The sequence below is a fragment of the Streptomyces mangrovisoli genome (assembly GCF_000974985.2).
GTDB classification, from domain to species: Bacteria; Actinomycetota; Actinomycetes; order Streptomycetales; family Streptomycetaceae; genus Streptomyces; species Streptomyces mangrovisoli.
Genome location: NZ_LAVA02000038.1, coordinates 80,893 through 105,296 on the forward strand (window position 1 = coordinate 80,893; position 24,404 = coordinate 105,296).

The window sequence follows — 24,404 nt, forward strand, 5'->3', positions numbered from 1 at the left end:
CCGGCACCGCCCCCGCACACACCAGCAACGCACACGGAACACCGCACCAGAGGAGTCACCGTTGACCATGACCGACGCCGGCACCCGCACCGCACCGGTGCCGTCCCAATCGACGTACCAGTCCCGCGTGGCGGAGTACTGGAACGCCGAGGAGAACCCGGTCAACCTCGAACTCGGCAGGATCGACGACCTCTACCACCACCACTACGGCGTCGGTGAGGCCGACCGGGCCGTGCTCGACGAGCCCGACCCGGCCCGCCGCCGCGACCGCGTCACCGCCGAACTGCACCGGCTGGAACACGCGCAGGCCGAACTCCTCGCCGCGCACCTCGGCCCGCTGACCGCCGCCGACCGCGTCTTCGACGCCGGGTGCGGGCGCGGCGGCGGCAGCGTCACGGCCCATCTGCGCTACGGCTGCCACGCCGACGGCGTGACCATCTCCGCGAAACAGGCGGACTTCGCCAACGGCCAGGCACGGGCCCGGGGCATCGACGACAAGGTCCGCTACCACCACCGCAACATGCTCGACACCGGCCTCGACTCCGGCGCGTACACGGCGTCCTGGAACAACGAGTCGTCCATGTACGTCGAGCTGGACCTGCTGTTCGCCGAGCACGCCCGGCTGCTGCGCCGCGGCGGCCGCTACGTGGTGATCACCGGCTGCTACAACGACACCTACGGCCAGGCCTCCCGCGAGGTCTCCCTGATCAACGCCCACTACATCTGCGACATCCATCCGCGGTCGGCGTACTTCCGCGCCCTGGCCCGCAACCGGCTGGTCCCCGTGCACGTCGAGGACCTCACCCAGGCGGCCCTTCCCTACTGGGAGTTGCGCGCGCAGGCGGACCACCTGGTGACCGGCATCGAGGACACGTTCATCACGGCGTACCGCAACGGCAGCTTCCAGTACCTGCTGATCGCCGCCGACCGGGTGTGATCCTCCGGGCCACGCCCGCCGTGCGCGCGTGGCCCGCCCCGCGCGCACGGCGGTTCGGCGCGCGAGTCCCCCTCGCGCGCCCCCGGGTCAGGCGCCCCCCGCGCCCCCGTCCCGGGCGAGCAGCATCCGGCGCACCGTGTCGGAGCGTTCCAGGAGGGTGTTGCGGACGACCGGCGCCGCGTCCTCGGCCAGTTGCTGGGCCTTCTCGATGTAGGGGAGGTCGATGGCGAAGGGCGGGAAGAGGTGGGACGCGAAGGACATCGCGGGGATCATGCCGCCCCGGTGCAGCTGCGGGACCGCGTCGAGGTAGTGCTGGGCGTACGGGGCGAGCAGGGTGTCCTGGCCGGGGCGCCAGAAGGCGCCGGCCACCTGGCGGACCGCGCTGACCGGGACCGCGCGGTCGACGGCGAGGCGCTGCCACACCTCGGCCTTGGCGGCGGCGTCGGGGCGGGCGGCCTCGACGGTGAGGGCGCGCACCCACGCGTCCGGATCCGTGTCGCGCTCCAGCAGCGCCGCCACCTCGCCGGAGACGTCCTCGCCGAGCTCGGCCGCGCGGACCAGCAGGCGCCAGCCCAGGTCCACCTCGTCGCCCGCCTGCGCGCGGAGGTCGGCGAGGTCGTCGGGTCCGGTCGCGGTGCGGGCGAGGCCGCGCAGCGCGACCCGGCGCCGGCCGGGATCCGCGGCGAGCCGTCGGCAGGCCGCCGCCACCGCCGCGGTGAGGTCGGCGCGGTCGGCGTCCGGCGCCCACAGTTCGGCGATGTCCGCCGCGCGGGTCAGATACGGCTCGATGACCGCGTCGGACGTCTCGGTGGCGAGGACCGAGACGATGCAGCGTCCGGCCTCCGCCGCGGTGGCCTCCCCGGTGGTCAGCATGTCCCAGACGGTGGCCGCGGCCACCCCGCGGGAGATGGCGGTCGGCAGGTGTGCCGCCGTACGCAGCAGGGTCTCGCGGCCGGCCGGGTCGGGGCGGGCCGTGGCGAAGGTGAGGTCGCCGTCGTTGACGAGCAGCAGGTCCGCCTCGGCCGGCAGGCCGGGCACGGGGGTGCGGGGGCCGGTCACCTCGACCCGGACCAGCGCGTCCCGCAGGGCCGTCTCGCCGTCGACGCGGTACGCGCCGAGCGCCAGCACCTGGGGCCGGGGGGTGCCGTCCGCGACCAGCACGACGGTGTCGCCGTCGCGCTCCAGGGTGAAGCGGTCGGTGCCCGCCGTCGCGAGCCAGGCCGCCCGCCAGGCGTCCAGGTCGCGGCCGCTGACCTCGGACAGGGCGTCCATCAGGTCCTGGAGGGTGGTGTTGCCCCAGGCGTGGCGGGCGAAGTAGGCGGCCATGCCGGCGGTGAAGCGGTCCTCGCCGACATAGGTCATCAGCTGCTGGAGGACGGAGGCGCCCTTGGGATAGGTGATGTTGTCGAAGATCGACGCGGCCTGGGCGACGTCGTGGATCGGCTGGTGGATCGGGTGCGAGACGGGTCCCTGGTCGGCGAGGTAGGCGCGCAGCTTGTCGGCCGCCAGATGGCCCGCCCAGACGTCGGTGTACCGGGTGGCGCGCTCGGCGGCCCAGTGGCAGGCGAACTCCGCGAACGCCTCGTTCAGCCAGAGGTCGTCCCACCAGCGCATGGTGACGATGTTGCCGAACCACATGTGCGCCATCTCGTGCAGCAGCACCTTGGCGAGCAGCTCGTTCTCGGCGTGGGTCGGCACGGCCCGCCGCAGGAAGGCGTCCGACCAGGTCACGCAGCCGTAGTTCTCCATCGCCCCGCCGAACTCCGGCATGAACACCTGGTCGTAGGTGCGCTGCGGGAACGGCATGGAGAAGACCTCGCCGTAGAAGGCGAGGCCCTGCCCGGTCAGGGTGAACAGGTCGTCGGCGTCCCGTTCCAGGACGGCGGCGAGGGAGCGGCGGGCGTACAGGCCGAGGTCGTAGCCGCCGACCTCGCGGCGGATCTCGTGGAAGGGGCCCGCGTTGACGACGGTGTTGTACACCGACAGCGGCGGCGTGTCGGGGAAGGTCCAGCGGCGGGCCCCGTCGGTCTCCTCGACACGCGGGGAGCCGGAGTTGGAGGTGACGGTCCACGCGGCGGGGGCGGTCACGGTGAAGGCGTGCGGGGCCTTCAGGTCGGGCTGGTCGAAGCAGGCCCACACGAAGCGGGCCTCGTCGGGCTCGAAGCTGGTCCAGACGTAGACCTCGCCGTCGGCGGGGTCCACCGCGCGGTGCACGCCCTCGCCGGTGGTCGTGTCGCTCTGCACGCTCTCCACCCGCAACACGTTGTGCGCGGCCAGGTCGGGCAGGGGGATCCGGCCGTCGTCGCCGGGGGTGAGCGCCACCCCGTTGAGCGTGGCGTTCAGCACCTCGGCCGCGCAGTCCACGAACGTGTCGGCGCCCGGCTCGTGGCAGTCGAAGGCCACCGTCGACACGCAGCGGACGTCCGGTCCGCCGGGCAGGGCGGTCAGGTCGACCTCGATGTCGTAGCGCTCGACCGTCAGCAGAGCGCCCCGGCGCTCGGCCTCGGTGCGGGTCAGGCTGCGGATCCCCATACGTCCTCCCTCGTCAGACAGCGGCCGACAGCGTACGACGGGGTCAGCGGGAGGGCGCGGCCATTTCCGGGGACCATGGGGGCGCCCCACGTATCTTGCGGGGAAACCCTCGGTCGGGCGGTGCTTTCTGTGGATCAGCCGAGGGCCGCTCCCCGCCCGGCGCGCCGTACGGGGGCGCCCCCGGCCTCCCCTGGGACCTGCCGGGCAGCTCCCCTCAGTGGGCCGCCTCGGAACTGCGCACCGCCTCCTCGCGGCGGCGGACCGGCAGGGAACGGTGGCGGGTCACCCCGCCCGCCGCCGCGCGGGCCGCGCCGTCCGGGAGGGTGAAGGCGAAGACGGCCGTCACCGCCGCGATCGCGGCCAGGACGACGTAGGCGTGCTGGTAGGCGCCGACGGGCGGGTGGGCGGCCGCGGCCGCGGGCGTGCCCAGCACCAGGGCCGTGGTGACCGCCGCCGGGGCGAACGCGCCGCCGGTCTGCCGTACGACCGTGTTGAGGGTGGAGGCCTGCGACAGGTCCGCGCGGTCGATGGTGGCCACCGACGCGACCATCGTCGGCATGAACACCCCGCCCATGGCGAGCCCCAGCAGGAACATGTACGCGCGCACGGTCCAGAGCCCGGTGTGCGCGTCGCAGCCGGCGAACAGCAGCAGCACCGCGCTGACGCCCGCCATCCCGCAGCCGACGATCAGCCGCGGCCCGACCCTGGCGTACAGCACCCCGGCGAGCTGGACGGTCAGCAGCACGCCGAACGCCTCCGGGAAGGTGCTGGTGCCGGACTCCAGCGCGGTGCGGCCGAGCCGCTCCTGAAGGAACAGCGGGGTGAGGTACAGCGCGCCGAAGATGGGCACGAGCCCCAGGAAGTTGATGAGGTTGGTGTCCCGGAACAGCCGGTCCGCGAACAGCCGCAGCTTCAGCAGCGGCTCGGCGGTGCGCAGTTCGAAGGCCACGGCGGCGGCCGTCAGCACCGTGCCGACGGCCAGGGCGACGGTCACGGGGGCGGAGGTCCAGCCGCGCTCCGGGCCCTCGCAGACGCCGAACATGACGGTGCCCAGGGCCGACGCGGTCAGCAGCAGCCCGGTCAGGTCGAAGCGGCCCGCACCGCGGCCGCGGTGCCCGGTGAGGAAGAGGGCGCCGAACAGCAGGGCGGGCACGCCCACCGGCGCGTTCACGTAGAAGACCCAGCGCCACGACAGGTGGTCGACCAGCAGGCCGCCGAGGATCGGCGCGGCGGCGGGCGCGATCTGCTGCGGAACGATCATGTACCGGGACAGCCGCACCTGTTCGGCGGCGGAAAAGGTGTGCAGGAGCAGGGCCGAGGAGGCCGGGAAAAGTACACCGGCGGACAGGCCCTGGACGGCGCGGTACGCCACCAGCGGGCCGAGCCCGGCGGCCGTGCCGCAGAGCAGCGAGGACGCGAGGAACGCGGCGAGCGCGACGAGCAGGACGCGTTTGGCGCCGCACCGCTCGACCAGCCAGGCCGAGGACGGGATGGCCATGGCCAGGCAGACCGGGTAGATGACGACCACCCCGTCGAGGGCCGCCGTGGTGAGCCCGAACTGCCGGGCGATGGAGGGCAGCGCGACGGTGGTGATCGCCCCGTCGACGATCGCGATGAAGGTCACGCTGACGCACATGACCGGCACGGCCAGGCGTTGCGGGACGCGGTGCGCGAGACGGGTGGAGAGCAGGCGGGAGAGGGACTTCGGGACAGCGGAGGGCCAGGACGTCAACACATACTGAGCATACTCACTATGTGCGTACTCATAGAATGGGTTTCCCGCGGCGCGACGAGGCGCCGGGCGGTCCGGGCGGGCCCGGACCGGGTGCGGCGAGGAGTCACATGGCAGTGCAGGGCAGCAGCGACGTGCTGGTCGACGAGCTGTACGAGACCACCCATCAGCTGCGCCAGTTCGTGGAGGCCCGGCTGCGCACCGGCGGCGCCTCGGTCGCCCGGCTGCGCGCCCTGCGGATGCTGGCCCGCTCCGAACAGCCGCTGCGGATGCGCGACCTGAGCGAGATGACGGGCGTCGCGGCGCGGACCGCGACCAGCATCGTGGACAGCCTGGAGCGTGACGGCCTGGTGGAACGGCTGCGCCACCCCGACGACCGCCGCGCCTTCCTGCTGCGTCTCACCGAGGCGGGGCTGCGCTGCCATCGCGAGGCCGAGGAGATCGACCGCCGCGCCCTCGCGGAGGCGACGGCGACGCTCGACGGGGACGACCGGGAGCGGCTGCGGGCCCTGCTGGCACGCATCCGCGCGAACACGGCCTGAGGCGCGCACCGGGGCAGTACCGTGGCCGGACCATGCTGATCCACTACGCGACGGGCAACGAGCACAGCCCGACGGACCGGGCGGGGCGGTTCACCCTGGAGCTGGACGCGGACGGCTCCGTGCGGCTGGCCCATCACGCGTGGCTGACCGGGCAGGTGCGGTCCTGGTCGGCGCGGGTCGGCCCGGAGGTGGCCGCCGCGGTCCTCGCCGACCTGCGCGACGCCGGTTTCCCCGCCCTGCCCCGGCGCCACCTGATGCCGGACGAACGCACCCGGACCCTGCACCTGCCGGGCCTCGGGACCGCCGTCCTCCCCTGGGACCTCGGGTCCGTGCCACCCGGATGCGCCCGGGCGCTGCGCACGCTGGACGCCCTCGTGGACGCGACGACGCCACCGAAGGACACCGCGTGACCGCCGGGCACGGCGGCACGGCCACCCGGCGGCACAACCGCCCCGGGGCGCACCCCGGAAAACCGGCGGCACGCCGGAGCGGCCCGGCGGCGCACCCCGGCGAACCGGCGGCGCTCCTTCCGTGTCGGCCCGCGCGCCCCCCAAATTCCCGGTGCACAAGCCGTGGGACGCCGTGGCTCCTATCGTGGAACGGCACAGTGACACACGGCGCCGAGGCAGGCTCGACATGACACAACCGCAGATCGACTATGCGGCGGTCTTCCGGGCCCTGCCCGGCATGGTGGCGCTGCTGACCCCGGACCTCGTCTACGCCGACGCCAACGAGGACTTCGTCCGGCTGTCCGGCCGAACGCGGGAACAGCTGGTCGGCAACTACATCTTCGACGTGTTCCCCGAGAACCCGCACGACCCGGCGGCCGCCGGGATGCGCGACGTGCAGATGTCCATGGAGCGGGCCGTCGACACGGGCGAGCGCGACACCATGGCGTTGCAGCGCTACGACATCGAGGACCCCGCCCGGCCCGGCCACTGGGAGGAGCACTACTGGAGCCCGGTCAACGCCCCCGTCCTCGGCCCCGACGGGCAGGCCACCCTCATCGTGCACCGGGTGGAGGAGGTCACCGAGCTGATCCGGGCCCGCGGCGGCGCGGGCGGCGACCGCGAGGACCAGGTGCTGGAGGCCGAGCTGTACACCCGGGCCCGGGAGCTCCAGGAGGTCAACGAGCGGCTGCGCCAGGCGCACGCCCGCGAGCGCGGGGTCGCCCTCGCGCTCCAGGAGGCGATGCTGCCGGCGCCGCGGCCCCTCGGCCACCACCAGGCCGCCGTGCGCTACCAGCCCGCGGTCGGCACTCTCAACGTGTGCGGCGACTGGTACGACCTGGTCGACCTGCCCGACGGCAGCCTGTCGGTCGCGGTCGGCGACGTCGTCGGCCACGGACTCGCGGCCGCCTGCGCGATGGGCCAGCTGCGCAGCGCGCTGAGCGCGGCCGCCCGGGTCGCCGACGGCCCGGCGCAGGCGCTGGACGCGCTCGACATGTACGCCCGCTCGGTCGAGGGCGCGGAGTCGACCACGGTCGCGACGACGTTCATCGACTGGACGGACCGCACCATCGCCTACAGCTGCGCCGGACACCCGCCGCCGGCGCTGCTCGACCCCGACGGCTCCGTCCGCTTCCTGGACGGGGCCACCGACCCGCCGCTCGGCGCCCGGCCGGCCGCGTCGCCGCGCCCGCAGGCGCGGGCCGGGTTCGTCGAGGGCGCGACCCTCGTGCTCTACACGGATGGGCTCGTCGAGCGCCGCGGCGAGGACATCGACACCGGGATCGGCCGTCTCGCCGAAGCGCTCGCCCGGCACTGCGGGACCGACCCCGAGGCCCTCGCGGACGCGCTGCTGAAGGATCTGCTGCCGGACACCGGCGCGACCGACGACACGGCGCTCATCGCCGTTCGGCTGTGATCCTTCGGTTGTGATCTGCGGGCCGGTGGGGGTTGCTCGCGCAGTTCCCCGCGGCCCCTTGAGGGGCGCGGGGAACTGCGCGAGCGGCCACGACGGACTCAGGGCGTGCGCAGGACCGTCGCGAGGACGGATCGCAGCTCGGCCTCCGCGTCCGGCACCGCGCCCGCCGAGCGCCACGCGACATACCCGTCCGGGCGCACCACCACCGCCCCGTCGGGGCTCGTGCCGTGGGTCTCGGCCCAGTCGCCGCCCGCGTCGTACGTCAGGTCGGCGTCCGCGCCCGATCCGATCCGGTAGGCCGCCAGTGGCACGCCGTCGGTCTCCGCGACACGGCGGGCCGCGGTGTGCCAGGCCGCGCCCGCGGCCGTACCGGCGTCGCAGAGCAGGACCATCGAGCGCTCGTACAGGTCGAGGGTGGAGACGCGCTCGCCGGACCGGCGCAGCCACAGGTGCGGGGCGCGGCTGCCGGGCTGCGCGGTCAGGTTCATCCCTTCGGGTACGACGGGCTGCGCGGGCTCGGCTCCGACGACGGCGCCCTCGGGATAGCGGTAGCCGAGGACGACGTTGAGGATGCCGCCCTTGCGGCCGCCGCCGACGCCCGGCGCGGGGGCGAAGCCGGGGTGGCTGTGCTCCACCGAACGGGCGGACGCGCGGGCGCTGGTGGCCACGGCGACCGGCCGGCGCTCCCCCTCGTAGCTGTCGAGCAGGCCGGGTCCGGCCCAGCCGCCGAGCACGGCGGCGAGCTTCCAGGCGAGGTTGTGGGCGTCCTGGATACCGGTGTTGGAGCCGAACGCGCCGGTCGGGGACATCTCGTGGGCGGAGTCGCCGGCCAGGAAGACCCGGCCGGAGCGGTACTGGTCCGCGACGCGTTCCGCGGCCCGCCAGGACGCCCGGCCGGTGATCTCCACGTCGAGGTCCGGGACGCCGACGGCGCGGGCGATGTGGCGCCGCAGCCGGTCCTCGGTGAACTCGTCGAGGGTCTCGCCGTTCTCCGGGTGCCAGGGGGCGTGGAAGACCCAGCGCTCCTTGTTGTCGACGGGCAGCAGGGCGCCGTCCGCCTCGGAGTCGGTGAGGTAGCAGCAGATGAAACGGCGGTCCCCGACGGTGTCGGCGAGCAGCTTCGAGCGGAAGGTGACGCTGACGTTGGCGAACAGCTCGCCGGGGCCGCTCTGGCCGATGCCCAGCCGGCCGCGGATCGGGCTGCGCGGGCCGTCGGCGGCGACGAGGTAGTCGGCCCGCACGGTGTACAGGTCGTCGCTGTCGCGGTCGCGGACGTACGCCGTCACCCCGTCGGGGTCCTGCGCGAAGGACTCCAGCTCGTGGAAGTAGCGCAGGTCGCCGCCGAGGGCGCGGGCGCCGTCGACGAGCACGGGTTCGAGGTCGTTCTGGCTGCACAGGCACCAGGCGGTGGGGCTGAACCGGGCGAGGCCGCCGCCCGGGTCGATCTCCTTGAACAGCCACTCGCCCGCGTCGCCGACGAGCGTGGGGGTCTGGAGGATGCCGTGGTTGTCGGCGAGCAGGGAGGCCGCCGTCTTGATGTCCGGCTCGACGCCGGCCACCCGGAACAGCTCCATCGTCCGGACGTTGTTGCCGCGTCCGCGCGGGTGTTGGGAGGTCCCGGAGTGCCGCTCGACGAGCAGATGGGGTACGCCCAGACGGCCCAGGAACAGGGACATGGAAAGACCGACCAGGGAACCGCCCACGACGAGGACGGGTACCTGGTGATCGGCTTTTTGGTGCATCGAAGTCTCCAGGGGCAGGGGTGCGCGCGTGGGCGCCTACTGCTGTCCATGCCCCTCGGGGCCGCTTCGGGGAGCCGACACGCGGTGACATCACCCGCGTGGTTCACACGAATCGCGCGCGCCCCGGGACCGGATGAGGCTCAAGGAACGCTGACGTCGCTTTTACGTGCGGCACCCACCCCCTTCGAAGGAGATGCCTGCGGTATGACCACCACCTCTGAACGCGTCGCGGATCAGCTGACGCGACAGGAGTCCAAGCGGATCTCGCAGTCCGTGTTCGACGGCTCCCGCCTGCGGGTCGTGCTGCTGGTCGACGTCTACGACGGAGCCCAGCAGCAGTTCCTGGAGGCGTACGAGCAACTGTGCAACCAGGTCGCGTCGGTTCCCGGCCATGTCAGCGACCAGCTGTGCCAGTCGATCGAGAATCCCTCCCAATGGCTCATCACCAGTGAGTGGGAGAGCGCCCCGCCGTTCCTCGCCTGGGTCAACAGCGAGGAGCACGTGCAGATGGTGGAGCCGCTGCACGCCTGCGTCCGCAACACCCGCTCGCTCCGCTTCCACGTGGTGCGCGAGACCGGCGGCGACGCGGCGGCGGCCGCCGCGGGCAAGCGCCGGCTCCAGGCCGCGCCGCGCATCGGCGACGGCGTGATCCGGCACGCGCTCACCTTCACGGTGAAGCCGGGCAGCGAGGCGAAGGTCGCCGAGATCCTCTCCGGGTACGACTCGCCCGACCCGCACGTCGACGACACCACCCGGCTGTGCCGCACCTCGCTGTTCATGCACGGCAACCGCGTGGTGCGGGCCGTCGAGGTACGCGGCGACCTGCTCGCGGCGCTGCGGCACGTGGCCCGCCAGCCCGAGGTGCGGGCCGTGGAACAGGCCATCAACCCCTATCTGGAGCAGGACCGGGACCTGGACGACCAGGAGTCGGCGCGGATGTTCTTCACCCGGGCCGCGCTGCCCGCCGTGCACCACATGACGGCGGACGGCCTCCCCGAGGGCGAGCGGCACGCGCTGTACTACCCGGCAAAGCCCGACCAGGGCATGCGCCTGGCGGAACTGCTCGCGCAGCAGGACGAGAAGGCGGCGCAGGACCCGGCGCACCCGGTGCTGCGCTCCACGATCTTCCACCGCGAGGACGTCGTGGTCCGCCTGGTGGACGTGCCGGTCGGTTCCGGCAACGAGCTGGCGGCGCCGCCGGCCGCGCTGCGCAAGCTGCTCGACGGTGAGCCGGTCCGTATGCAGCTCATCACCGACCGCCGCTCGCCGGACGCCTGAGCCACCCGGCCGCGCCCCCTCGGGCGGTGTACCCGATCCCTGCCGCACCCCAGCCGTACCAGCCGTACCCCAAGGGAGAACTGTCGTGACCCAACCCCGTCCCCGCATCGTCGACCTGAGCGAGGTCGAGCCCAACGTCCGGCGCGGCGGTGATCTGCGCGCCATGCTCACCCCGGCCACGGTCGGATCCACCAGCGGTTTCATGGGCGTGGCCATCGTGCAGCCCGGCGACCGCATCGGCGAGCACTACCACCCGTACTCCGAGGAGTTCATCTACGTCGTCTGCGGCCGGCTGGAGGTCGACCTGGACGGCGAACCGCACCCGCTGCGGCCGGAGCAGGGTCTGATGATCCCCGCCCACGTGCGGCACCGCTTCCGCAACGTCGGCAACGTGGAGGCGCGCCTCGTCTTCCACCTCGGCCCGCTGGCCCCGCGCCCGCAGCTCGGCCATGTCGACACCGAGGAGACGGAGGCCGTGACGACCGCCGGGGCCGCGGCGGCGGTCGCGGAATCGGCGGAAGCGGGTGCTCAATGACGCGGCGGGTGGCGGTCACCGGCATAGGCATCGTCGCCCCGGGCGGGATAGGTGTGCCGGCGTTCTGGGACCTGTTGACGGCCGGCCGCACCGCGACCCGGGGCATCACGTTCTTCGACCCGTCGGGTCTGCGCTCGCGCATCGCCGCCGAGTGCGACTTCGAGCCGGCGGCCCACGGCCTCGACACCGAGGACGTGGAACGGGCGGACCGCTACATACAGTTCGCCATGGTCGCCGGGGACGAGGCGGTCCGCGACGCGGGCCTGGACCTCGGCCGGGAGAACCCCTGGCGGATCGGGGTGTCGCTCGGCACGGCGGTCGGCGGCACCACCCGCCTGGAGAACGACTACGTCCTGGTCAGCCATGGCGGCGAACGCTGGGACGTGGACCACCACGAGGCCCGTCCGCAGCTTCAGCGGGCGTTCACCCCGGCCACGCTGTCCTCGGCGGTGGCCGAGCGGTTCGGCGCGCAGGGTCCGGTGCAGACGGTCTCCACCGGCTGCACGTCCGGGCTCGACGCGGTCGGCTACGCGTTCCACACCGTGCAGGAGGGACGCGCCGACATCTGCATCACCGGCGCGTCCGACTCGCCGATCTCACCGATCACCATGGCGTGCTTCGACGCCATCAAGGCGACCTCGCCGAACAACGACGACCCGGCGCACGCCTCCCGGCCCTTCGACAACAACCGTGACGGGTTCGTCATGGGCGAGGGCGGCGCCGTACTGGTCCTGGAGGAGCTGGAGCACGCGAAGGCGCGCGGTGCGCGCATCTACTGCGAGCTCGGCGGCTACGCCACCTTCGGCAACGCCTACCACATGACCGGCCTGACCAGTGAGGGCCTGGAGATGGCCCGCGCCATCGAACTGGCCCTGGAGCAGGCGCGGCTGGACGGCTCCGCGATCGACTACGTCAACGCCCACGGTTCCGGCACCCGGCAGAACGACCGGCACGAGACCGCGGCCGTCAAGCGCGCCCTCGGCGAGCACGCGTACGACACGCCGATGAGCTCGATCAAGTCCATGGTGGGGCACTCCCTCGGCGCGATCGGCGCCATCGAGGTGGTCGCCTGCGTGCTGGCGCTCGCCCACCAGGTCGTACCGCCCACCGCGAACTACGAGACGCCCGACCCCGAGTGCGACCTGGACTATGTGCCGCGCGTCGCACGCGAACGCCGGATGAGCAGCGTGCTCTCGGTGGGCAGCGGGTTCGGCGGCTTCCAGTCCGCGGTGATCCTGACCCGTCCGGGCCATTAGGGAGAGGATGCGATGAGCGCACCGCAGGAGCGACGCGCGGCCGTCACCGGTATCGGCGTGGTCGCGCCCAACGGAACGAGCACGGAGACCTTCTGGAAATCCGTCCAGGAGGGCATCAGCGTCCTCGACCGGATCACCCGCGAGGGCTGCGACCACCTGCCGCTGAAGGTGGCGGGCGAGGTCCGCGCCTTCGAGCCGGCCGACATGGTCGAGGAGCGCTTCCTCGTCCAGACGGACCGTTTCACCCACTTCGCGATGACCGCGGCCGACCTCGCGCTGGAGGAGGCCCGGCTCGGCCGGGCCGACACCGACGCGGAGCCGTTCTCGGTCGGCGTCGTCACCGCGGCCGGTTCCGGCGGCGGCGAGTTCGGCCAGCGCGAGCTGCAGCAGCTCTGGGGCAAGGGCAGCCGGTTCGTCGGCCCCTACCAGTCCATCGCCTGGTTCTACGCCGCCAGCACCGGCCAGGTCTCCATCCGGCGCGGGTTCAAGGGACCCTGCTCCGTGGTGGCGGCAGACGAGGCGGGCGGCCTGGACGCCCTCGCCCACGCGGCCCGTGCCGTCGAGCGCGGCACCGACGTGATCGTGGCGGGCTCCACCGAGGCGCCCCTCGCGCCGTACTCGATGGTGTGCCAGCTCGGCTACGACGAGCTGAGCCGGGAGACGGACCCGGCCCGCGCCTACCGCCCGTTCACCGACGCGGCCTGCGGGTTCGTGCCGGCCGAGGGCGGCGCGATGCTCGTCGTGGAGGAGATCGGGTCGGCGCGCCGGCGCGGTCTGCCGGTGCGGGCCACGATCGCCGGACACGGCGCGACGTTCACCGGCGCGTCCCGCTGGGCGGAGTCCCGGGAGGGGCTCGCGCAGGCGATCCGCGGCGCCCTGGACGACGCGGATCTCGCCCCCGAGGACGTCGACGTGGTCTTCGCGGACGCGCTCGGCGTGCCCGAGGCCGACCGCGCGGAGGCCCTCGCCATCGCCGACGCCCTCGGCGACCGCGCCCGGCGGGTCCCCGTCACCGCGCCCAAGACCGGCATCGGCCGGGCCTACTGCGCCGCGCCCGTGCTGGACACGGCGGCGGCGGTGCTCGCGATGGAGCACGGCCTGATCCCGCCCACCCCGGGCGTGGCCGACATCTGCCACGACCTCGACCTCGTGACCGGCCGGGCCCGCCCCGCCGAACTGCGTACCGCGCTGGTCCTCAGCCGGGGGCTCATGGGGTCGAACTCGGCGCTCGTGCTGCGGCACGGCGCCGCCTGAGGCTCCCGGCGGAGCGCCCCGCGGCCGTACGCGGCGCGGCGGCCCCCGCCCGGAACCGGAACACCTCCCGGAACGAAGGAGAAGCACCCATGAGTGACCGCATCACCGTGGAAGAGCTGTCCGAACTCATGAAGAAGGCCGCGGGGATCACCGTCTCCCCGGCGGAGCTCGAAGAGAGCTACGACCGCGGCTTCGACACCCTCGGCGTCGACTCGCTCGGCCTGCTCGGCATCGTCGGCGAGCTGGAGAACCGCCACGGGGCGCCGATGCCGCCCGACGCCGAGCGCTGCAAGACGCCGCGCCAGTTCCTCGACCTCGTCAACAGCGCACTTCCCGCAGGAGCCTGACATGCCCGGACACACCCAGAACGAGATCACCGTCGCCGCGCCGCTGGACCTGGTGTGGGACATGACCAACGACGTGGCGAACTGGCCGAACCTGTTCACCGAGTACGCCAGTGCGGAGATCCTCTCGCAGGAGGGGAACCGGACGAGATTCCGGCTCACCATGCACCCCGACGACAACGGCAAGGTGTGGAGCTGGGTCTCCGAGCGGGAGACCGACCGCGCCACGCTCACCGTCCAGGCGCGCCGGGTCGAGACCGGCCCGTTCGCGCACATGAACATCCACTGGCGCTACGAGCAGATCCCCGGCGGCGTCCGCATGACCTGGACGCAGGACTTCGCGATGAAGCCCGAGGCGCCGGTCGACGACGAGTGGATGACCGACAACATCAACCGCAACTCCAAGGTGCAGATGGCCCTCATCCGCGACCGCATCGAGAAGGTCGCCGCGGAGCAGGGCACGCACCCCGGCCTGACGGACTGACGGGACGGAGCAGCCATGCACCAGGCACTGATCGTCGCCCGGATGGCCCCGGGCGCGGCCCCCGACATCGCCAAGATCTTCGAGGAGTCCGACCGGGGTGAACTGCCGCACCTCGTCGGCGTCACCCGGCGCAGCCTCTTCCAGTTCGGCGAGGTCTACCTGCATCTCATCGAGTCGGAGAAGGACCCGGGCCCGGCCATCGCCAAGGTGACCGCGCACCCCGAGTTCCAGTCCGTCAGCGAGCGTCTGACGTCGTACGTCAGCGCCTACGACCCGGAGACGTGGCGTTCGCCGAAGGACGCGATGGCGCGGCGCTTCTACCTCTGGGAGCGCACGCCGGGCGGCTGAGTCCGCGTACCGGCCGGCGGCCGCCGTACCCGCTTCCTCGCGGGCCGGCGGCCGCCGGCGCGCGTGGGGCGCCGTGCCGGGTCGGGCGCTCGGGCCGGTCCGGCGGGATCGGCCGGTCCGGCGGGCTCAGCCCGGGATACGGCAGTCGAACGCGTGCAGGTAGGGGTTGACCTGGCTGATGCCGTCGAGGACCAGGCCGGCGCCGGTCAGCCGGCCGACGAGGCTGTCCCTGGTGTGCTTGGCACCGCCGACGTTGAGCAGCAGCAGCAGGTCCATGGAGGTGCTGAAGCGCATCGAGGGGGTGTCGTCGACGAGGTTCTCGATGACGACGACGCGGGCGCCGGGGCCGCCCGCCTCGATGACGTTGCGCAGCAGCCGGGTGGTGGACTCGTCGTCCCACTCCAGGATGTTCTTGATGATGTAGACGTCGGCCTTGACGGGGACCGCCGTGCGGACGTCGCCGGGCACGATGCGCACGCGGTCGGCGAGGTCGCCGCCCGCGCGCAGCCGCGGCACGGCGTTCTCCACGACGCGTGGCAGGTCGAGCAGGGTGCCGTGCATCGTGGGGTACTTGTCCAGCAGGCTCGCCACGACATGGCCCTGGCCGCCGGCGATGTCCGCGACGGAGGAGCTGCCGGAGAGGTCGAGCAGGGCGGCGACGTCGCGGGCCGACTGCTCGCTGGACGTCGTCATGGCGCGGTTGAAGACGTCCGCCGACTCGGGGGCGTCCTCGTTGAGGTAGACGAAGAACTCCTTGCCGTAGAGGTCCTCGACGACGTTCTTGCCGGTGCGCACGGCCTCGTCGAGCTGGGGCCAGGCGTCCCAGGTCCACGGTTCGGTGCACCACAGGCAGATGTCGCGGAGGCTGTGCGGGTCGTCCTCGCGCAGCAGCCTGGAGGTGTCGGTGTGGGTGAACGTGCCGTCGGCGCCCTCGGCGAAGACGCCGTAGCAGGACAGGGCGCGCAGCAGCCGGCGCAGCGGCTTCGGCTCGGTCTTGACGGCGGCGGCGAGGTCCTCGACGGCCATGGGCGCGTCGCCGAGCGCGTCGGCGACGCCCAGCCGGGCGGCCGCGCGGACGGCTGCCGCGCAGGCCGCCCCGAAGACGAGCTCTCTCAGCCGCATGGACGGCGGTGGAGCGGTTGGTGCGGTCATGTGCCGCGTTCCTTCCTGGTGGGGGTCGCGCTGGGGGTCCAGGTGCGGGTGGTGGGGTGCCGGTCCTGGCGGTGCGGACGGCCGGTCAGCACAGTCCCGTGGGGCGGGAAGCCCGGCAGGAGTTGCTCTGGAAGACGTTGCCGCTGGCGGTCGCCTCCTGGTTGACCAGGTCCGCGGGGCCGTTGCCGGACAGGGTGTTGTCCGTGATGCGGTTGTGCTCGCTGGTGACGCCGACGAAGCTCTTGAACAGCACGATCCCGCCGGACAGCGGGGAGGTGCCGGTGTTGCCGGTGATCGTGTTCCGCATCACCTGGGTGTTCTCGGCGCCCGTCAGGATGATTCCGGAGCCCTGGAGGAAGGGCAGCCGGGCGGTCTTCGCGCAGTACTTGTTGTTGCGCTCGATGCGGTTGCCACCGATGGTGATGTCGCCGGCCTTCGGCTTGTTCTCGTCACCGACGACGAAGACCGCGGCGCAGTTGGCGGTCATCACGTTGCGGGTGACGGTGAGGTCGCGCAGCCGGCGCACGGTGAGACCGATGCGGTTGTCCCGGAGGTCGTTGTGGACGACCCGCGTGCCGAGGGTGTCCGTGGCGCCCTGTTCCGCCGACACGGTGTTGCCGAGGAACAGGCCGGCGTCCCCGCTGCCCCGGACGCTGTTGCCGCGGATCACGGCGCGGGTCGAGCGCTCCTGGGCGATGCCCCACTGCCCGTTGTTCACGGCGACCACGCCGCGCACGGTCAGCCGGTCGGTCCCCATGGCCCACACGCCGTTCTTGGGGAAGTCACGCACCGTCAGGTCGGTGACCATGACGCCCGACAGCGCCTTGTCCTTGGTGCCGATCACGCAGATGCCGTTGCCGCTGCCCTCACAGGTGGGCGCGACGGGGGTGCGCTTCCGGGCGGACTTCTTCGCGGCCTTCTTCGCGGCCTTGTCGGCGGCCTTCTTGGTGGCCTTCTTCGCGGCGGACTTCTTCGCCGCCTCCTTCTTCGGGGCCGCCGCCGTACCGGTGGCCGGGGCGGCGGCCGCGGCGAGCTGCGCGGCGGTGGGCTCGATCACGGTGCTGGCGCCCAGCCCCCGCAGGGTCAGGCCGCGCGTCCGTACCGTGACGCTCTCGTGGTAGACGCCGGCGAGCACGACCACCGTGTCGCCGGGCTGGGCGGCATCCACCGCCTTCTGGATCGACTGGCCCTCATGCACCAGGTGGACCTCGTGGGCCGCGGGGGCCGGCGCGGCGCCGAGCCCCACGCCGAGAAGCCCGGCGGCGCATGCGAGGGGGACGATATGGCTTTTTTTCATATTCCGAACGCTAGGCCTGGAGGGGCCGTTCCCCGGGCCGATGCTCCGTACGGCGGCGTGTCCCGGGACCGGCCGGTGCCCGTGCCGCGGGGGCGTGCGCCGGGCTGGGCCGTCAGGGTGGCGCGCGCGCCGTACGCGTCGGGGCAGCCCGGGATCGGCGGTGAGCGCTGCTAGCTTCGCTCGCTGTCGAGGGCCCCCGAAGTGCGCAGGCGCCCAGGTGGGGCCGTGGCCGGTGGCTGTGAGTGGAGGCAGCGGTGAGTGGTACGACGGAAGAGCCGGAGAAGTCGGGAGCTGCACCGCTCGGACGCCGGGGGTTCCTGGCGTCGGCGGCGCTGGCGGCGACGGTCCCGGCCGTTGCGGCCGACCCCGCGCTCGCCGCGACCGCCGACCCCTGCGCGGGCGCCACGGGTCATGCCGCGGCGGTGACCGCCGCGACGCACGCCGTACCGGTGACCGCCTCGCAGGCCGGCGCACCGGCCGCCGGCACGGACGGCGACTCCGTGACCCGGCTGCTGTCCGTGCCGCAACGGCAGCGCGACATCCACTGGCTGCGGTCGGCCCTCCAGCTCGCGGTGGGACTCGAACTCGCCACCCTGCCGCCGTATCTCTGCGCCTGGTGGTCCGTCAAGGACCGCAACTCCGAGGCCGCGCGGCTCATCAAGCGGGTCATCGACGACGAGATGTACCACCTCGGCGTGGTGTGCAACCTGACGCTCGCCGTCGGCGGCCGGCCGCGGGTCAGGCAGGCGGCGCCCGTCTATCCCGGCCCGCTGCCCGGCGGGGTGCACAAGGGCGTCACGATCCACCTCTCGGGCCTGACCAAGGCCCTGGTGCACGACGTGATGATGGCGATCGAGGCCCCCGAGTCCCCGCTCGCCCGCAGCGTCGGCGCCGCCCCCAGCATCGGTGTCTTCTACGAGGACCTGCTCCAGACGTTCCGGAGCGTCTCGCCGGAGCTGTCCGGCACGGGCCAGCTCTCCGTGCGCATCGGCTCCGACCTGCTGCGGCCGGCCGCCACCCCGGACGACGTCGACCGCTCCATCGAGATCATCAAGGAGCAGGGCGAGGGCACCGACAGCTCCCCCGACGACACCTTCGAGAACGACCACCCGGCGCACTACTACGCGTTCGGCGAGATCTACCACGGCCGCCGGCTGCGCGTGACCCGCGGCACCTGGCAGTACGACGGCGCCGTCGTGCCCTTCCCCGCGGCGCGCCCGATGGCCCGGGTGCCGGCCGACGGCTGGCCGCACGCCCCGGCGCGCGTGCGCACGCTCCTCGACCAGTTCGACACCACCTACACCGCGGTCCTCGACGGGCTCGACTCCGCGTGGTCCGGCGGCGGGGGGCGGGCCCTGAGCGCGGCGGTCCACTCGATGCGAGGCCTGGAGGACCTGGCCGTACAGCTGATGGAGACCGGCATCGCCGGCGGCAAGAGCACCTACGGTCCCCGGTTCCGCGCCCACTCCTGACACCGGCCCGGCTACGAGAGGAGCAGCCTTGGCACGGGCACGGACCGTGTTCTTCTTCCGCGGCGGCTCGTACGTGCGCTACGAGATCGACCCGGCGACCGGTGCGGAGACCGTCGACCACGGCAGCTATCCGCGCGCCGTCGCCGACGGGTGGGCCGCGATGCCCGCCCCGTTCGCCCAGAGCATCGACGCCGTGGTGCCCTGGCCGGACGGCTTCGTCTACTTCTTCAAGGGCCCGCAGTACGTCCGCTGGGACGCCACCGACAACTCGGTGGACGCCTCCTTCTATCCGCACGACATCGCCGACCAGTGGCCGGCGCTGCCCGCGTCGTTCGCCGCGGGCATCGACGCGGCCGTCAACTGGGGCGACGGCCGCGCGTTCTTCTTCAAGGGCTCGAAGTACGTCCGCTACGACATCGCCCAGGACTTCGTGGACCGGACCCTCTACCCCCGCGACATCGGCGACGGCTGGCCGGACTTCCCGGCCGCCTTCCGGACCGGCGTGGACGCGGCGGTCAACTGGGGCAACGGGTCCGCCTACTTCTTCAAGGGCGGCAGCTATCTGAACTACGACATCCAGGGCAGCAAGGTCCGCCCCGGCTACCCGCTGCCGGTCACCGAGCCGGACAAGTGGCCGGAGCTGGTCCGGGCCGGTTTCACCGCCTCCTTCGACGACGTCCTGGAGTGGCCGCAGGCCGACCCGGCGAGGCCCCCCGACATCCCCGCCCGGCTGGACCCGTGCAGCAGGCGCACCCAGCCGGACGTGCGCTGCGGCGGCTCGTTCGACCTGCACGCGGTGTTCGACGACGCGATCCCCTCGGTCCCGGCGTGCGGGGAGTACCGGCAGTACGTGCGCGGCGAACTCAAGGTGGGCGACCAGCCCGTGCCCTTCATCCTCCGGGAGAACGGCGTGGCCACCCCGCGCAAGATGCGCTCCCGCCCCGGTCCGGGCTCCGCCGACGACAACTTCCTCGAGGACGGACAGGCCGCGGGCAGCCCCGGCAACAAGTTCGCGGTCGATCTGACCTACGGCCATCGCAACGCCTCGGTCGGCAACGGCAACCGCTTCGACATGTACCTGCCCCAGCGGCGCTCGGGCGCGGAGTACGTGGGCCGGGACGAACCCGGCGCCACCGGCGCGGCGGGGAGCTTCTTCTCCATCGACGTCGACTTCCGCGGCCAGGTCGTCGACGTCTGCAACGGCGGAGCCATCCTGTTCACGAACGAATGGACCGTGAGGTGTCAGGTGCCATGAGCCCGGTCGATCCCGAAGAACCCCAAGCGGCCGGCGACTTCTGGGTGGTCCCGGCGTTCGGCGAGGGCGCCGACGACTCCGTGCGGGTCACCGTGGCGATCGCCGTGGACGAGTCGGACGGCCTCCAGGACACCGACGTCACCGTGGAACTCCTCGCCGACGGAACGGCCCTGACGGTCGCCGAGCAGCCCGCCGCCGGACCCCTGCCCACGATCGGGCTGGCCGGCGCGAACGCGTACGCGCTGTACCGGTTCGACAACCCCGACCGCCTCACGCCGGCGACGGTCACGGTGACGGTTCGCGGTGGCACCGCGGCCTTCGACGTGTCGTCCCCGGTCGCCTAGGCGCATCCCGGACGACACGACACGCGGAGGAGGTGCGGGCATGGGCGACCCCGGTTCCGTGGCCCTGACCGTCGAGCACGACGGCGGGGTGCAGGCCATCGCCTTCAGCCCGGACGGCACACGGTTCGCGAGCGGCGGCGGCGACTCGGTGGTGCGGGTGCGCGCCACCGGCATCGGTCCCCCGCTGGACGTGCCGAGTTCCGGGTTCGTCACCTCCCTCGCCTTCGGCCCCGACGGCACCGTGTTCGCGGTGGCCGACGGCGAGCAGGTCTTCCTGCGCTCCGCGACGACCGGCGCCGTGCTCTGGCAGGGGCCGCCGCAGCCGGGCGACGCGGTGAACCTCGTACGGTTCCTGCCGGACGGCAGGGTCGTCGCCGTCACCGACACGGCGGTGTTCGTCCTCGACGGGGCGACCGGCTCGCCCGTCCGGAGCATCCCGGTCGACACCCCGCTCATCGCCGGCGCCGACATCAGCCGCGACGGGACGCTCATCGCGCTGGCCATCGACGAACGCCACGGCGGCGACCACCACCAGGCCGGCTCCGCGCGGGTGCTGCGGCTGGACACCGGCGCCGAGACCGGCCGGCTCACACCGGACGACGCGGTGTTCGCCGTCGCCTTCTCCCCCGACGCGTCCCTCGTGCTGTGCTGCGCGGCCGACGACACCACCCGCGTGTTCGAGGCGGACGGCGGGGCGCAGCTGTGGCCGGCCGAGGACGACGTCGACGACCAGGTGACCGCGCCGCACTGCCTGGCGTACGACCCGAAGGGCCGCTGGAGCGTGGTGGGCGGCTCGGACGGGTTCGCGCGCGTGCTGGAGGCCGAGTCGGGCGTCGAGCGGGGCCGGGCGCCCAAGCTGGATCCGGCCGCCCCGGACCCGGGGGTCGGCGCCGTCACCCATGTGGCGTTCGGCCCGAACGGCAAGGTGGCGGCCAGCGCCTGCGTCGACAACGTGGTGCGCCTGTTCGACCTGGACGGCAAGGAGCACTACGCGGTGGGCACCGACGAGGTGCTGGCGATGGGCTTCAGCCCGGACGGCCGGCTGCTCGCCATCGGCTGCTTCAACCGGGCGGTGCTGCTCGACAACGGCCCGTTCGGCGCGGGATGACGGCCGTGGACGCGCGGGAGATCCTGCACCGGATCGCCGACGAACTGCGCGCGCTCGCCGGGGACGCCGTACGGGACCTGCTGGGCCGGCTGCCCGAGCTCGGCGACGAGCCGTCGGCCGCGGGCACGGTCCTGGCCGGGCGGCTGCTGGCCGTCCACGACCGGCTGCCGCCGGGCGACGAGCTGGTGGAGCTGGTACGGGACGCGCTCGGCGACCTGACGGACGGTTCGGCGCTGCGGCTGGCGGGCTGGCGGCGGGCGCCCGGCGGTCCCCTCGGTGTCGCGCTGGTCCTGACCGGCGACGGCCCGGCGGGCGGGCGCGCGGTGCTCGGGGTGACACCGGACGGCCCGGTCTTCGACGTGGTGGTCACGCCCGGCTCCGCCCTGCGGCTGCCGCCGACGGCCAACGGGCCGTGGACCGTGCAGGCCGAGATCGCCGCGCCGGACGGCTGGGACGCGGCCTTCGGGCCGGGCCGGCCTGCCCCGCCCGTCACCGGCACCGCGACGATCCGGCTGGAGCGCACCGGCAGGCTGGGCGCGGGCCCGGCCGAGGGTCCGTGCATCGCCGTCGAGGGCGTCACCGTGACCGTGACGGCCACCCCGGCGGCGCCGCCCGCCGTCACGGTGGAGCTGCGCGGACTCACCGCCGCCGTCCTGCCGAAGGCGCTCGCGGGCCTGGTCGGCGCGGACGGCTCCGGGCCGATGTCCGGCGGCTCGGGGCCGGTCGACGTCACGGCCCGCGCCGACCGGGACACCGGGCTGGTCTTCGACGGCGGCAGCGGGCCCCGTATCCCCCTTCCGCTACGGCTCTCCGTCGCCGGGGTGCGGCTGCGGGACACCGCGCTGCGGGTCGCCCTCGACGGCACGGAGCCCCGGCTCGCGCTGTCCCTGTCGCTGGAGGCGGCACTGCCGCGGCTGCCGCTGCGGATCACCCTGGCCGACACCGGCATCGACCTGCCGCTCCTGGCGCTCCTCGTCCCCCGGCGGGGCGGCGGCCCGGTCCGGCCCCGGGAGCTGTTCCCGGACGGTCTGGGAGCCGCCCTCGACCTGCCGCCCGTCTCCGGCGGCGGGCTGGTCCGGCGCACCCCGGACGGCGGCTGGGCCGGACTGATCGCGCTCGACCTCGGTGTGCTCCAACTCCAGGCCGTGGCGCTGCTGCGGGCCCCGACGGGCACCGCGCCGACCAGCTTCCTGGTGCTGCTGTCGGCCCGGTTCCCCCCGCCCGGGATCCAGGTGGGGCTCGGCTTCGCGCTGGACGCCATCGGCGGGCAGGTCGGCGTCAACCGACGCGTCGACGCCACCGCCCTGCGGCAGCTGGTCTCCGACGGGAACGCCGACCGTGTGCTCTTCCCCGACCAACCCGCCGAACGCGCCGCGGAGATCGTCCAGTCGCTGGTCGCGGTGTATCCGGTGGCCCCCGGCCGGTTCCTGATCGGGCCGATGGTACGGCTCAACTGGGGCGGCCGGATGGTGTCGCTGTCCGGGGCGCTGGTACTGGAACTGCCCGCCCCCGTGCGCGCGGTGCTCATCGGGCGGCTGCTGGTGGCGGTGCCCGACCCGGCCGTCCCGCTGATCCGCCTCCAGGCCGGGGTGCTCGGCCGGCTCGACCCGTCGGTGCCCGAGTTCGAGCTGCTGGTCTCGCTCGCCGGCTCGTGGATCGTCGGGCTCGCCGTGCGGGGCGAGCTGTATCTGCTGATCCGGGGCGGGGCGCAGCCCGAGTTCGTGCTGTCCGCCGGCGGATTCCACCCGCGCTACGCCCGCCCCGCGCGGGTCCCCGCACTGCGCCGGCTCCAGGTCGACCTGGCCCCCGGCAACGGCTTCGGACTGCGCATGGAGGCGTATCTCGCGATCACCTCCAACGCCGCGATGTTCGGCGGGCAGGTGCAGCTGGACGCGACGATCGCCGGGTGCGGGGTCACGGGCTGGCTCGGCCTGGACGCGCTGTTCGTGTTCGACCCGGTGTTCCTCTTCTCGGTGCACGTGCGCGGCGGGGTGGCCGTGCGCGCCTTCGGCCACCGACTCGCCGGTGTCGCCCTCGACTTCACCCTGGTGGGCCCCGCGCCCTGGCGCGCGTACGGCACCGGCAGCATCTCGGTGCTGTTCTGGGACGTCGACCTGGACTTCGACGTGCACTGGGGCGCGCCGCCCGCGGCCCTCCCGGAACCGGGCCGCGATCCGCTGGTTCCGCTGCGGGAGGCCGTCGCGCGGCCGGGGTCCTGGGTGGCGGAGCGGCCGTCCGCGGACCGCACCGCGCTGGTCCTCTCCCCCGCCGCCACCGGGGAGCTGGCCGAGGGGCTGCTCGTGCACCCCGACGCCACCCTGCGGTTCAGCCAGCGGGTGGTGCCCCTCGGCATCGCCGTCTCCCGGTTCGAGCGCCGCCCGGTGCCGACGCAGACCTGGACGCTGGCCTCGGTCACCCTCGGCGGCACCGCGAAGGACGCCGGGCATCTGCCGCCCGTGCCGGAGCGGTTCGTGCCCGGCGACTTCTTCGACCTGGACGAGGAGCGGCAGCTCACGGCGCCCGCCCTCGCCGAGTACGCCGGCGGTGTGCTGGTGCCGGTCGAGGGCACCGCGCTCGGCCCCGGGCACCGGGTCGACGACGGCTACGAGACCGCGTACGAACCGCCGTTGCGGCCGAAGGAGTTCACCCGCTGGCCGGGCCACTTCGGGCACGAGGCGGTGTTCTCGCTCAACCCAGGCGAGCGGCTGGCGCGTTGGCGGGCGCCCGAGCCCCTGGTGCGGGTACGGCCGCCCACGCTGAACCTGGTGACGGCCGGCACCCTGCTGCCGCGGCTGGCGGACGTCTCCCTGGTCAACGCCTCGGCCGACGCCTGGGAGGCGCTGCGCGACCGGGCCCCCGGCCCGCAGGCACCGGTCGAACTCGTCGAGAGCTGGGAGCTGCCTTCATGAGCCGAACCCGCCGCCGG

At 73.6% G+C, this 24,404-nt stretch carries 21 protein-coding genes; 16 read left to right on the plus strand and 5 right to left on the minus strand.

Going from position 1 to position 24,404, the window contains the following annotated elements; genetic code table 11:
* Positions 1-67: 67 nt before the first annotated feature.
* The gene (locus tag WN71_RS17855) at positions 68-937 is read left to right on the plus strand and encodes a geranyl diphosphate 2-C-methyltransferase (protein WP_046584979.1); all 870 of its coding nucleotides are present in this window, start codon (positions 68-70) and stop codon (positions 935-937) included.
* 87 nt (positions 938-1,024) lie between these two features.
* Here WN71_RS17855 and pepN read toward each other — a convergent pair whose 3' ends face one another.
* On the minus strand, positions 1,025-3,469 hold the full coding sequence (pepN, locus tag WN71_RS17860) for an aminopeptidase N (protein WP_046584978.1): 2,445 nt from the start codon (positions 3,467-3,469) through the stop codon (positions 1,025-1,027).
* Between the two features lie 214 nt (positions 3,470-3,683).
* Positions 3,684-5,105, minus strand: a complete 1,422-nt coding sequence (locus WN71_RS17865) for a DHA2 family efflux MFS transporter permease subunit (protein WP_206300098.1) — start codon at positions 5,103-5,105, stop codon at positions 3,684-3,686.
* 206 nt (positions 5,106-5,311) lie between these two features.
* Here WN71_RS17865 and WN71_RS17870 point away from each other — a divergent pair, with 206 nt between their 5' ends.
* The 3 genes from WN71_RS17870 to WN71_RS17880 all read left to right on the plus strand — a co-directional run bounded on the left by WN71_RS17870 (position 5,312) and on the right by WN71_RS17880 (position 7,609).
* Positions 5,312-5,743, plus strand: a complete 432-nt coding sequence (locus tag WN71_RS17870) for a MarR family winged helix-turn-helix transcriptional regulator (RefSeq protein ID WP_046584977.1) — start codon at positions 5,312-5,314, stop codon at positions 5,741-5,743.
* Between the two features lie 32 nt (positions 5,744-5,775).
* Positions 5,776-6,153, plus strand: a complete 378-nt coding sequence (locus WN71_RS17875) for a hypothetical protein (RefSeq protein ID WP_046584976.1) — start codon at positions 5,776-5,778, stop codon at positions 6,151-6,153.
* 226 nt (positions 6,154-6,379) lie between these two features.
* Positions 6,380-7,609 carry a PP2C family protein-serine/threonine phosphatase gene (locus WN71_RS17880; protein WP_046584975.1) on the plus strand — a complete coding sequence of 410 codons (1,230 nt, stop codon included), beginning with the start codon at positions 6,380-6,382 and terminating at the stop codon, positions 7,607-7,609.
* 98 nt (positions 7,610-7,707) lie between these two features.
* Here WN71_RS17880 and WN71_RS17885 read toward each other — a convergent pair whose 3' ends face one another.
* Positions 7,708-9,351 (minus strand): FAD-dependent oxidoreductase, encoded by a 1,644-nt coding sequence (locus WN71_RS17885; protein ID WP_046584974.1) that lies wholly within the window; start codon positions 9,349-9,351, stop codon positions 7,708-7,710.
* A 204-nt stretch (positions 9,352-9,555) separates the two neighbouring features.
* Here WN71_RS17885 and WN71_RS17890 point away from each other — a divergent pair, with 204 nt between their 5' ends.
* The 7 genes from WN71_RS17890 (at position 9,556) to WN71_RS17920 (ending at position 14,850) form a co-directional block, all read left to right on the plus strand.
* On the plus strand, positions 9,556-10,629 hold the full coding sequence (locus WN71_RS17890) for a SchA/CurD-like domain-containing protein (protein WP_046584973.1): 1,074 nt from the start codon (positions 9,556-9,558) through the stop codon (positions 10,627-10,629).
* Between the two features lie 85 nt (positions 10,630-10,714).
* On the plus strand, positions 10,715-11,164 hold the full coding sequence (locus tag WN71_RS17895; protein ID WP_046584972.1) for a cupin domain-containing protein: 450 nt from the start codon (positions 10,715-10,717) through the stop codon (positions 11,162-11,164).
* The gene (locus WN71_RS17900) at positions 11,161-12,420 is read left to right on the plus strand and encodes a beta-ketoacyl-[acyl-carrier-protein] synthase family protein (protein WP_046584971.1); all 1,260 of its coding nucleotides are present in this window, start codon (positions 11,161-11,163) and stop codon (positions 12,418-12,420) included. The genes WN71_RS17895 and WN71_RS17900 overlap by 4 nt, the downstream gene beginning before the upstream one ends.
* A gap of 12 nt (positions 12,421-12,432) precedes the next feature.
* Positions 12,433-13,674, plus strand: a complete 1,242-nt coding sequence (locus WN71_RS17905; RefSeq protein ID WP_046584970.1) for a ketosynthase chain-length factor — start codon at positions 12,433-12,435, stop codon at positions 13,672-13,674.
* An 89-nt stretch (positions 13,675-13,763) separates the two neighbouring features.
* Entirely contained in the window at positions 13,764-14,021 is a 258-nt protein-coding gene (locus WN71_RS17910; RefSeq protein ID WP_046584969.1) for an acyl carrier protein, read from the plus strand.
* Between the two features lies 1 nt (position 14,022).
* Entirely contained in the window at positions 14,023-14,502 is a 480-nt protein-coding gene (locus tag WN71_RS17915; protein ID WP_046584968.1) for an SRPBCC family protein, read from the plus strand.
* A 15-nt stretch (positions 14,503-14,517) separates the two neighbouring features.
* A complete protein-coding gene (locus WN71_RS17920) occupies positions 14,518-14,850 on the plus strand; it encodes a TcmI family type II polyketide cyclase (protein WP_046584967.1) in 333 nt (110 codons plus the stop codon).
* A gap of 126 nt (positions 14,851-14,976) precedes the next feature.
* Here the strand turns inward: WN71_RS17920 and WN71_RS17925 are convergent, their stop codons facing one another.
* Positions 14,977-16,002: a methyltransferase gene (locus WN71_RS17925; protein ID WP_107469678.1), complete on the minus strand. Its 1,026-nt coding sequence runs from the start codon at positions 16,000-16,002 to the stop codon at positions 14,977-14,979.
* Between the two features lie 85 nt (positions 16,003-16,087).
* Positions 16,088-17,299 (minus strand): right-handed parallel beta-helix repeat-containing protein, encoded by a 1,212-nt coding sequence (locus WN71_RS17930; RefSeq protein ID WP_046584965.1) that lies wholly within the window; start codon positions 17,297-17,299, stop codon positions 16,088-16,090.
* Positions 17,300-17,553: 254 nt separating this feature from the next.
* Here WN71_RS17930 and WN71_RS17935 point away from each other — a divergent pair, with 254 nt between their 5' ends.
* From WN71_RS17935 to WN71_RS41945, 5 genes are read left to right on the plus strand one after another with little or no spacing between them, the layout of a single operon-like run.
* A complete protein-coding gene (locus WN71_RS17935; protein WP_046584964.1) occupies positions 17,554-18,771 on the plus strand; it encodes a ferritin-like domain-containing protein in 1,218 nt (405 codons plus the stop codon).
* Between the two features lie 28 nt (positions 18,772-18,799).
* A complete protein-coding gene (locus tag WN71_RS17940) occupies positions 18,800-20,026 on the plus strand; it encodes a hemopexin repeat-containing protein (RefSeq protein WP_143074843.1) in 1,227 nt (408 codons plus the stop codon).
* Entirely contained in the window at positions 20,023-20,370 is a 348-nt protein-coding gene (locus WN71_RS17945; RefSeq protein WP_046584962.1) for a hypothetical protein, read from the plus strand. The genes WN71_RS17940 and WN71_RS17945 overlap by 4 nt, the downstream gene beginning before the upstream one ends.
* Positions 20,371-20,410: 40 nt before the next feature.
* Entirely contained in the window at positions 20,411-21,478 is a 1,068-nt protein-coding gene (locus tag WN71_RS17950) for a WD40 repeat domain-containing protein (protein WP_046584961.1), read from the plus strand.
* The gene (locus WN71_RS41945; RefSeq protein WP_240529686.1) at positions 21,475-24,387 is read left to right on the plus strand and encodes a DUF6603 domain-containing protein; all 2,913 of its coding nucleotides are present in this window, start codon (positions 21,475-21,477) and stop codon (positions 24,385-24,387) included. Before WN71_RS17950 ends, WN71_RS41945 begins: the two co-directional genes overlap by 4 nt.
* Positions 24,388-24,404: the final 17 nt, after the last annotated feature.

Coding starts and splice junctions, on each gene's coding strand:
- WN71_RS17885 (WP_046584974.1), bottom strand. CDS start 9,351: ATGCACCAAAAAGCCGATCACCAGGTACCCGTCCTCGTCGTGGGCGGT.
- WN71_RS17870 (WP_046584977.1), top strand. CDS start 5,312: ATGGCAGTGCAGGGCAGCAGCGACGTGCTGGTCGACGAGCTGTACGAG.
- WN71_RS17900 (WP_046584971.1), top strand. CDS start 11,161: ATGACGCGGCGGGTGGCGGTCACCGGCATAGGCATCGTCGCCCCGGGC.
- WN71_RS17875 (WP_046584976.1), top strand. CDS start 5,776: ATGCTGATCCACTACGCGACGGGCAACGAGCACAGCCCGACGGACCGG.
- WN71_RS17950 (WP_046584961.1), top strand. CDS start 20,411: ATGGGCGACCCCGGTTCCGTGGCCCTGACCGTCGAGCACGACGGCGGG.
- WN71_RS17905 (WP_046584970.1), top strand. CDS start 12,433: ATGAGCGCACCGCAGGAGCGACGCGCGGCCGTCACCGGTATCGGCGTG.
- WN71_RS17855 (WP_046584979.1), top strand. CDS start 68: ATGACCGACGCCGGCACCCGCACCGCACCGGTGCCGTCCCAATCGACG.
- pepN (WP_046584978.1), bottom strand. CDS start 3,469: ATGGGGATCCGCAGCCTGACCCGCACCGAGGCCGAGCGCCGGGGCGCT.
- WN71_RS17925 (WP_107469678.1), bottom strand. CDS start 16,002: ATGACCGCACCAACCGCTCCACCGCCGTCCATGCGGCTGAGAGAGCTC.
- WN71_RS17920 (WP_046584967.1), top strand. CDS start 14,518: ATGCACCAGGCACTGATCGTCGCCCGGATGGCCCCGGGCGCGGCCCCC.
- WN71_RS17930 (WP_046584965.1), bottom strand. CDS start 17,299: ATGAAAAAAAGCCATATCGTCCCCCTCGCATGCGCCGCCGGGCTTCTC.
- WN71_RS17890 (WP_046584973.1), top strand. CDS start 9,556: ATGACCACCACCTCTGAACGCGTCGCGGATCAGCTGACGCGACAGGAG.
- WN71_RS17910 (WP_046584969.1), top strand. CDS start 13,764: ATGAGTGACCGCATCACCGTGGAAGAGCTGTCCGAACTCATGAAGAAG.
- WN71_RS41945 (WP_240529686.1), top strand. CDS start 21,475: ATGACGGCCGTGGACGCGCGGGAGATCCTGCACCGGATCGCCGACGAA.
- WN71_RS17865 (WP_206300098.1), bottom strand. CDS start 5,105: ATGTGCGTCAGCGTGACCTTCATCGCGATCGTCGACGGGGCGATCACC.
- WN71_RS17915 (WP_046584968.1), top strand. CDS start 14,023: ATGCCCGGACACACCCAGAACGAGATCACCGTCGCCGCGCCGCTGGAC.
- WN71_RS17945 (WP_046584962.1), top strand. CDS start 20,023: ATGAGCCCGGTCGATCCCGAAGAACCCCAAGCGGCCGGCGACTTCTGG.
- WN71_RS17880 (WP_046584975.1), top strand. CDS start 6,380: ATGACACAACCGCAGATCGACTATGCGGCGGTCTTCCGGGCCCTGCCC.